The organism is Protofrankia sp. Cas8, from assembly GCF_963555845.1.
GTDB lineage: Bacteria > Actinomycetota > Actinomycetes > Frankiales > Frankiaceae > Protofrankia.
Window position 1 is genome coordinate 1 of the sequence record NZ_CAUVXI010000222.1, and the last position, 8,947, is coordinate 8,947.

5 protein-coding genes and 1 pseudogene are annotated in these 8,947 nt (G+C 68.0%); 2 read left to right on the forward strand and 4 right to left on the reverse strand.

Translation table 11 applies throughout. The annotated features are described in order from the left end of the window. Positions 1-141 precede the first annotated feature (141 nt). From U9977_RS22985 to U9977_RS23000, 4 genes are all read right to left on the reverse strand, one after another. On the reverse strand, positions 142-1,158 hold the full coding sequence (locus U9977_RS22985) for a hypothetical protein (RefSeq protein WP_322751365.1): 1,017 nt from the start codon (positions 1,156-1,158) through the stop codon (positions 142-144). A gap of 365 nt (positions 1,159-1,523) precedes the next feature. Then, positions 1,524-3,380, reverse strand: coding sequence for a glycoside hydrolase family 15 protein (locus U9977_RS22990; RefSeq protein ID WP_322751366.1), 1,857 nt, complete (start codon positions 3,378-3,380; stop codon positions 1,524-1,526). A gap of 188 nt (positions 3,381-3,568) precedes the next feature. Further along, positions 3,569-5,887 carry a phosphoribosylformylglycinamidine synthase subunit PurL gene (purL, locus tag U9977_RS22995; RefSeq protein ID WP_322751367.1) on the reverse strand — a complete coding sequence of 773 codons (2,319 nt, stop codon included), beginning with the start codon at positions 5,885-5,887 and terminating at the stop codon, positions 3,569-3,571. A gap of 94 nt (positions 5,888-5,981) precedes the next feature. After that, on the reverse strand, positions 5,982-6,875 hold the full coding sequence (locus tag U9977_RS23000; RefSeq protein ID WP_322751368.1) for a DUF3027 domain-containing protein: 894 nt from the start codon (positions 6,873-6,875) through the stop codon (positions 5,982-5,984). A gap of 267 nt (positions 6,876-7,142) precedes the next feature. Between U9977_RS23000 and U9977_RS23005 the strand changes: the two genes are divergently transcribed. Then, complete coding sequence (locus U9977_RS23005) at positions 7,143-8,660, forward strand: MFS transporter (RefSeq protein WP_322751369.1); 1,518 nt, start codon at positions 7,143-7,145, stop codon at positions 8,658-8,660. Between the two features lie 26 nt (positions 8,661-8,686). Then, positions 8,687-8,947, forward strand: a pseudogene (locus U9977_RS23010) (hypothetical protein); the annotation flags it as partial.

The window sequence follows — 8,947 nt, forward strand, 5'->3', positions numbered from 1 at the left end:
ACCCGGACCGAGGAGGGCTGGAACGTGGTGCAGAAGCTTCCGCAACCGCCGGACCATGAGGATTCCGCGGAAACATCGCCACCGCAATCGCCTACTTGCGGCCTTCGCCCCAGCCTGCCCTTTCCGACCGGGCACACGCGCTCAGCGGCGGATCGCCAGTCGGTACTTCTCCCACTGCCGCTTGTCGTCGGAGAAAAAGTACTCCAGGAGATCGTGTAGGTAGCCCGGGTCGGGTGCATGCCTCGACGGCGGTATGTACTGCTTCACACGAAAAGCTCCGAACCCGACATTGTACATCGTATACAGACCCAACTTCAGTCTGTCGAGTTCCTCTAGAACACGGTCGGACACCGGATTGTCCTCGTCTTCTTCAGAGGCCGTCTCGACAACGAGGCTCGGGCAGTGCGCCCAACGCCCATGGGCTGCTGCCTCATACAGCGACTCCAGCCGATTGGCCTCGGCCGACCGTTTGATTTCAAAGGATGAAATCGTGAGGACGACGTCGGGCAGGAGATACGAGCTCCAAACTTCGACCGCCGCGACGTCCGGCCGGGACCACTGACCGCTGGCCCGTACCCGCCTGCGCGCGGAAGCGGTCTCACGGATGTGGCTGAAGGTGAGACCAGCCGTGTCGATCTCACTCTGGTACCAGTCGACGAAGGGCTGATACAGCTCGGACTCCCGGCGTACCAGCTGGCCAGGGCCGGCAGCGGCGAATCCCGCGTCGGCTATGTGCGTTTCCAACACCTCGTCGTCCGGCGTCTGGAGCACATCGTCTGCGCGAGCGATCGTGCCCCCACGGCCTCGCCCGAGCCGGACGAGACCGGCCGTCTTGAGCTCGTCCAACGCCAGTCGATAACGGTCGTTCGTGATTCTCACAGCGCTGCGCAGCCGAAGGCCGCCGACGGGAGTGCCGTCCGGCGGAAGCTGGTCGAAGACCACAAGCGCATCGCGAGAAGCTTTCGGTGGAGTCCGGTCACTCGGGGCCCGGCGGATCCGCCGCCCTTCCACAATCGCCATACCCGCGAGAACAAGCTCCGCCACCGCCTCGTCGAACTGCGCATCCTCCATACGGAGCCGCTTCCGCAATGCACCGCAGTTCGACGGTGCCGGCCCGATCTCGGTATAGAGTTCCGCCGCCGCTCTGGAAAGTGCCATCGTCCCCTCGCCGTCAGCCAGCCACCATGAGAGCGCTTTTTCTGCGCTATGACAGGCTTATCCGATACGGGACGAGCACAGGAGTCATTTCTGACCTAATCACATCCGCCGCGGCGAGGTTTGAACCGCGCCCGAAGACGACGCGTTCCGCCGGATCGGTCTGGTGGTGCCGGCCGAGAGCACGGGCGGTAGGTCATTGCGGTCACCGGAGCGGCAGTTTCCACCTACGGCCGACGGCCAAGAAACCGGGCGGTAGGTCATTGCGGTCACCGGAGCGGCAGTTTCCACCTACGGCCGACGGCCGTCATCCCCGGGGGATCCGGTACCCGGCTGGGATCCCCCGGAACACCGCTGGTCCCGAACGGTTAGTCCCGAATCCGGGCGTCGGAGGTGTAGGAGGCGTCGAGTTGCCGGTTGAGGTTGACCGCGGCGTTGATCAGCGCGAGATGCGTGAAGGCCTGCGGGAAGTTACCGAGCTGCTCGCCGGTCAGGCCGATCTCCTCGGAATACAGGCCCAGCGGATTGGCATAGGTGTGCATCTTCTCGAAGATGAGCCCGGCCTCCTCCAGCCGGCCCGATCGGGCCAACGCGTCGACGTACCAGAACGTGCACAGAGAGAAGGTGCCCTCCGAACCGCGGAGCCCGTCCGGGGATGCTTCCGGGTTGTACCGGTAGACCAGGCTGTCAGAGACCAGTTCGGAGTCCATCGCGTTCAAGGTGGACAACCACATCGGGTCGTCGGGGACGACGAAACCGACCTGGACCATGCGCAGCAGGGAGGCGTCCAGCACGTCGGTGTCATAGTGCTGGACGAAGGCCTGCCGCTTGTCGTTCCAGCCCCGGTCCATGACCTGGCGGTAGACGCGGTCACGTTCGGTGGCCCACCGCTGGAGCTTGCCCGGCCGGGCCCGCTCGGCCGCGAGCCGGATGGCGCGGTCGAAGGCGGCCCAGGAGTTGATCCGGCCGTAGGTGAAGTTCTGCCGGCCGCCGCGGGTTTCCCAGATGCCTTCCTCGGGGGAGTCCCAGTGGTCGCACAGCCAGTCCAGCATGTCGACCACGCGGTTCCACCGGGCGTGGCCGAGGGCGACACCATGACGGTCCGCGAAGTAGATCGAGTCCATCGCCTCGCCGTAGATGTCGAGCTGGAGCTGGTCGGACGCGCCGTTGCCGATCCGCACCGGCGCCGAGCCCATGTAACCCTCGAAGTGGTCGAGGGTCTCCTCACTCAGGTCGGACGACCCGTCCACCCGGTACATGATCTTCAAGGGTCCGGAGGCATCACCGGCCTGCTCCTCGATCCGGTTGGCCAGCCACCCGACAAAGCTGCGTGCCTCCTCGACGTAGCCCAGTCCCAACAGCGCGTACACCGAGAACGACGCGTCGCGGATCCAGGTGAACCGGTAGTCCCAGTTGCGCTCCCCGCCGATCTGTTCGGGCAGCCCGGCGGTGGGCGCTGCCACCACCGCACCGCTGGGGGCGTAGGTCATGAGCTTCAGCGTCATCGCCGAGCGGCGGACCTGCTCGCGCCACCGGCCGGTGTAGGTCGACCGGGCCAGCCAGCGCCGCCAGTACCGCACCGTGTCGTCGAGCAGCGAGGTGATCTCGTCCCGGGCGAGCCGGTGCGGCGGGTCGCCGTCCCCGGTCTCCATCATCACGGCTCCGACCTGGCCGGCCTTCAGCGTCGCCGTGCCGCGGATGCCGTCACCGCGCGGATCGGTGATCCGTTCCGCGCCGTCCCAGCTGACGGTCCTGGCCGGGTGCAGGGTGATGCGCTGGTCCCCGGCGCGGAAGATCGCACCGTCGCCGGTCACCTCCACGGTGTGGCTGGCGCGGCCGTAGTCGAAACGTGGCGTGAACTCGACCGCGAAACGCATCTCCCCCCGCACGACCCGCAGGACCCGGACCAGCCGGTGCCGGTCGGTGGGCCGGGTCGTGTCCGCGATGGGCATGAAGTCCAGGAGTTCACCCACGCCGCCGGCCGTCAGGAAGCGGGTGATAAGAACCGCGGTATCGGGCAGGTACAACTGCCGCGACACATAGCCCGGCTCCGTCGGCGCAATCGTGAATTGGCCGCCGCGTTCCCGGTCCAGCAGGGAGGCGAAGATACTCGGCGAATCGAACCGGGGCGCGCAGAACCAGTCGATCTCGCCGTCCTTCGTCACCAGCGCCGCGGTCTGGAGATCCCCGATCAACCCGTGGTCAGAAATCTGCGGATAGTCCATCTCTCCCCCTGTGGTCCTGCTCGGCAGCGGCTCCCTTGAGCTGCCAGCCCCGGCGACCGAAATATCCATCGTCAGAAACTGGGCTGCCCGACGGTCAGGGGTCCAAACCGTCCGAGCGTGACGGATCACCCACGGACGGGGGTGATTGGTATCGGTCCGGACTGAGATCGGCAGATCGAGACACGAACTCAGGTGGTTGCGGCGCCGAAGATACCGGGCAGGGTGGACGAGTGGGCGACCCGCAGTTCGTCGAGGCTGACGGCAAAGGCGTCCTGGACGTCGATGATGTCGCCGTCCACCACACCGATACGCCGGCACGGCAGTCCGCGGGCACCGCACATGTCGGTGAACCGCAGCTCCTCCGATCGGGAGACGGCCACCACTGCCCGACCCGCCGACTCGCTGAACAGCTCGGTGAACACGTCCGCATCGCGGGGGAAAACGATGCGGGCGCCACGCCCACCACGCAGGCAGGACTCGACCAGTGCCGATGCCAGGCCGCCGTCGGACAGGTCGTGCGCCGCGGTCAGCATGCCGTCGCGGGAACCCGAAACCAGGATCTGGGCGAGCAGCTTCTCCGCGGCGAGGTCGACCACGGGCGGCTGCCCGCCCAGGTGCCGATGCGCCACCCACGCCCACTCGGACCCGCCGAACTCCGGGCGGGTCTCGCCGAGCAACAACAGCGAGTCACCGTCATCGGTGAAGCCGATCGCGACGCGCCGCGCCACATCGTCGAAGAGGCCCAGGACACCGACCACCGGAGTCGGGTTGATCGGCATCGATCCGGTCTGGTTGTAGAAAGATACGTTACCGCCGGTCACGGGCAGGCCGAGCTGGCGGCAGGCGTCCGCGAGCCCCCGGGTCGTCTCGGCAAACTGCCACATGACCTCCGGATCCTCGGGCGAACCGAAGTTCAGGCAGTTCGTGACGGCGATCGGCACGGCCCCGGTCGCGGCCACATTGCGGCATGCTTCGGCGAGTGCGAGCTGCGCACCTGCGAACGGGTCGAGCCTGGCATACCGACCGTTACCATCTGTTGCCAGCGCGATGCCGAGGCCGGTCTCGTCGGAGAGCCTGACCACGCCGGCATCCTCGGGCTGTGCAAGCACGGTGTTGGCCTGCACATACCGGTCGTACTGGTCGGTCACCCACGCCTTCGAACACAGATTCGGCGAGGCGATCATGGTCAGCAACGTTGCGCGCAGGTCATCTCCGCTGGTCGGGCGCGGCAACGCCACGGGGTCGTCGGCCCGTAGCCCGTCCAGGTCCGCCGGCCTGCGCATCGGCCGGTCGTACACCGGCCCGTCGTCGGCGAGCGAGCCAGGCGGCACGTCGACGACGACCTCACCGTGCCACCGGATGACAAGACGACCGCTGTCGGTGACCGTTCCAATCCGGGTGGCCAGCACGCCCCAGCGTTCGGCGACCGCGAGCACCTGGGGCACTGCGTCCGGCGTGACGATCGCGAGCATCCGCTCCTGGGACTCGCTCGCGAGGATCTCATGCGGCACCATCGAGGCCTCCCGCAGCGGGACGAGGTCGAGGTCGACCGTCATCCCACCGGGGCCACCGGTGGCCAGGCCTGCGGCGGTCGTCTCGGTCAGCGCACAGGTCAGCCCCGCGCCGCCGAGGTCCTGGATGGCGACGACAAGTCCGCGCTCGAACAGCTCCAGGCAGGATTCGATGAGAATCTTCTCGGTGAACGGGTCGCCGACCTGCACCGCTGGTCGGCGCGCCGGTCCGCCACCCTCGTCGAAGGTCGCCGACGCCAGCACCGACACCCCGCCGATGCCGTCCCGGCCGGTCTTCGCACCGAGCAGGACGACCGCGTTGCCGACTCCGGTCGCCGCCGAAGTCTGTACCCGTCCGACCGGCATCACCCCCACGCACAAGGCGTTGACCAGCGGGTTCCCCAGATACGACGGATCGAAGACGACTTCCCCGCCGATCGTCGGCAGGCCCAGGCAGTTGCCGTAGCCGCCGATGCCCGCGACCACCCCGGGCAGCATCCGCGCCGTGTCGGGTGCGTCGGCATCGCCGAACCGGAGCGGGTCCAGGACGGCGATCGGCCGGGCCCCCATGGTCAGGATGTCGCGGACAATCCCGCCGACGCCGGTCGCCGCACCCTGGTAGGGCTCGACGAAACTCGGGTGATTATGTGATTCGATCTTGAATGTGACGGCGAGGCCCTCACCGACAGCGACCACCCCGGCGTTCTCGCCCATCCCGACGAGCATGCGCCCACCGGCCGGTATGTCATGGAACCGCCGTAGGTGCACCTTGGACGACTTATACGAACAGTGTTCACTCCACATCACCGAGTACATGGCAAGCTCGGCATCGGACGGCAACCGACCGAGGGTGGAGATGATCTGGGCGTACTCGTCGTCGGTGAGACCGAGTTCCCTGTGGGGCTGGGCGGCGTCTGGCTGGGCGGCATGGGGTCCGGCGGCGTCGGGCGCGGACGGGGCAGTGGGTACGGTCGGTGTGCCGGTCACGTCATCCATCTTCCCGGACGTTTCGGTCTCGACAACCCGGCCTCGACAACCCGACGACGGCGACCCCACCGTGGCGATCCAACCGTGGCGATCCAACCGGCCGTCAGGAGTGGCCGTAAGGCTCCGGGCCTGCCGCGTCACCGGCGAGTGCGTCGGCGCCGTCGTCTGGAACCGAGCCGGGCGGGTGCGCCGATACGCTGACGAATTCCAGGTCGGACGATTCCAGGTCGGACGGATCGTCGTCGTATACAACTGCCTCGGGATGCGCGGAGGGAGCGACCATCGCCTCCGAGTGGGCGCCACAACCATGATCGAAAGCAGTCACCCGAGCGTCGTCCGGGGCCATCTCGTTCGCACACACCCCGAACAGGCGGCCGAGGATCCCGGCCAGACGCACGTGAAAGCCACATGTCTGACAGGTCGCGGGAGCGACCCGGGCAATCGACGCCTCCGGACCGGACTCGCCCGCATACCAACGGGTCGCAGCTTCGTCACGTCCCTCCACGGACAGCAGCCGGGGACGACCGAACCCGAGCTCATGCCAGGCATCGGTGTCGACGAACTCCTCGACATCACCAAGACGCAGGGTGAGACGGGGATCGTCCACGGCGGTCGGCAGCAGGTCTCCGACTCCGACGTCGCCCGGGCGCAGCCGCTGGGACCACGGCACCCACTGTGGAGCGGTCATGGCGCCGTCGCCGGGCAACAGCACGACATCATCCACGGTGACCTTCCGCAACCGCGATGCGCGGCTCACGACCACCGTCCACACCCAACCGGGATAGGCGCGCGCCGTACACGCGAAGCGGTGCAGCACAAGGCGTTCGTCCTCGGCCTCGACGCCGAGGTGCTCGCCGACAAGGCCCGGATCATCGGCCTCGGTGGCCGCGGCCGCCCGGGCCTCCTCGACGGCTCCGGCACACGCGGTGTCCAGCGCGGGCGGCTTGGGCCCCTTGGCCGCACGCGGCGCCCGTGGTGGTCCCGGTGTTCGGGGCACCTTCGACGCGGGTGAGCGGGTCGTCCGGGTCGTCCGGGTCGTCCGGGTCGCAGACTCGGACGCCGGGGGACCGGGCGCACTCCCGTCCGAGATGAACGTTTCCGAGCTCGACGTTTCCTGGTTGGACGATCCAGAGTCGGACGATGTTGGCACTACCGCCGGGTCAAGCTGCACATCCTGAGCCTCCACGCACGTATTGTCGCCTACAGGTTCCGGAACTGTGCTACGTGGTCGTGGTGGCCCTCCTGGGGAGAGGGGACACTCAGGATGGTGAACGTGGGCAGTGGTGTCGCCAAAGGGATCCGCAGGCTGCGCGCGTCCGGCCGCAGAGGTGGTGCCGAGCAGTCGGGGCTCGCGGCCCTCACCGAGCTTTCCTTCGTCAACGCGGCGGGCGACGCGCTGGTGACCGTGACGCTGGCCGGAAAGCTCTTCTTCGCGGTGCCGACGAGCGAGGCCCGGTCGAAGGTCGCCATGTACCTGTTGATCACCATGGTGCCGTTCGCCCTGCTGGCACCGGTGATCGGCCCGGTCCTGGACCGGTTCGCCCATGGTCGCCGTACCGCGCTGGCCGCAATCTGCCTGGCCCGCGGCATGCTTGCCTGGCAGCTCGCCGGCTCCCTCAACCACGGTGTGGCCGTCTATCCCCTCGCGCTCGGCCTGCTCATGCTGTCGCGGGCGTTCGGAGTGGCCCGCAGCGCGGTCATCCCGCGCGTCACACCCCAGAATCTGTCCCTCGTAAAGATCAATTCCCGAATCTCGTTGGTGAACATCGCAGCGGGATCCGCGATCGCCCCGGTCGGCCTGGCCATCGCCAAGATTCCCTACGTCGGCTACCCGTGGGTGCTGCGGGCCTGCGCAATCGTCTACATGACAGGCGTCCTGCTGGCGTTCAACCTACCCAAACACGTCGACTCCGCCGCAGGTGAAAAACGCGCCTTCGTACTAGGGGCCATCGTCAACCACCGGGACATGGCCGGCCGTCTGCTGCGCGCCATGGGCGGGCTGCCGGTCGCGCTTCGCGCCTCCCTGGTGCTGCGCGGCCTGGTCGGATTCCTCACCTTCTATCTGGCGTTTCTGCTGCGGACGAGCCACGACACCAAACTCTGGCTCGGTGCGCTGGCGATCTGTGCGGGTGTGGGCAGCGGCCTGGGTGTCTTCATCGGCGGGCGGCTGGGCCGCCAGCGCCCTGAGGCGCTGCTGATGCTGTCACTGCTGATGGCATCAGGGGGCTGCCTCGGCGCCGCCGTCGACTACACAAGGCTCACATCGCTGCTGGCGGCCCTGCTGGTGACGATGGCCGGTGCGATGGGGAAGCTCGGTCTGGACGCGATCCTCCAACGGGACATCGCCGAGGACACCCAGAACTCCGCGTTCGCCCGCTCAGAAACCGCGATTCAGCTCGCATGGGTTGCCGGCGCCGGGATCGGCCTGATCGAGATGCCGGGGACGCTCGGCTTCGCCGTGGCGTCCGCGGCGGTGCTGTTCACGATGTTCGTGGAGACCAGGGCACTGCACCGGTCACGGGCAGCGGCCCGCGTCCGTCGAGGGCGACCGGAGGCCGCGGCCTGGGCCGAGCCGAGCGCCGGGGGAACCCTCGCGCTCGGGCACCCGGCGATCCACCCGGACACGGCGGTGCTCCCGGACACCGCAGTGCTCCAGAAAACGGCGGTGCTCCCGGACACGGCGGTGCTCCAGAAAACCGCGGTCCTCCCGGATCGTGGGACGCGGCCCGGCCTGCTGAGACCGAGAACCCACCCCCCGGATCGCGATCCGGGCGGCATCTGAGCGGCCCTGAACGATAACCTCCGACCGTGTCCGTATCTCGGCTACTCTCCCGCATCCGGTGGCAACGCCTGGCTGTGCTCCCTGTCCTCGGCGCGCTCGTCGGGGTACTCGCCGGCTGCGACCAACCGACGCCGCTGGTGACCATGCAGGCCGGTCGAAGCTTCGTGCAGGCGCAGGCCGCCAGCTACGACCGCGACGGCACGGTGGTCAAGGGCGCCGGCGACCAGATCCCGGCGCTGCACGCCGCCCCCGGAGAGATCATCAACATCGACGTTCCGAAGTCGGTT